This is a genomic window from Corynebacterium sp. UMB8791 (assembly GCF_054166365.1).
The window spans coordinates 1-327 of sequence record NZ_JBSZCG010000063.1 but is presented as its reverse complement, the minus strand read 5'-3'; the positions used below and the strand labels follow the sequence as shown (position 1 = coordinate 327).

Below are 327 nucleotides of genomic sequence, written 5' to 3'. Positions count from 1 at the left end.
AACCGCAAGAAGGTCGAGTTCCTGGGTAGTTGCCGTGTCGGTCCGCGCGTTCGCGCGTTCACGGGCACTTTCCGCCGCGGAACAGCAAAAACGCGGCCATGGACCATGACCGCGTTTCGGGTGCTTTAGTGCTTAGCGACGGCGCTTGCGAGCCGCCTTCCGACGCTGCGCTCGGTTGCCCTCAGACTCTTGATCCACGCGCTGCTGCTCTGCACTGCCGTCCTCGCTGGGACCGGAGTAGGTCATCTGCTGATTTTGCTCAGCAGCTTCCGTCGGCAGAGCTGGAGCCTGATTCTCCTGTCCCTCAGTGTTTTCCACTGCGGGCAT

At 62.1% G+C, this 327-nt stretch carries 1 protein-coding gene; it reads right to left on the bottom strand.

The window, feature by feature from the left end:
* Positions 1–132: 132 nt before the first annotated feature.
* Positions 133–327: hypothetical protein (locus tag ACXIUA_RS01845; RefSeq protein ID WP_457975956.1), on the bottom strand; the 195-nt coding region annotated here is incomplete at its 5' end.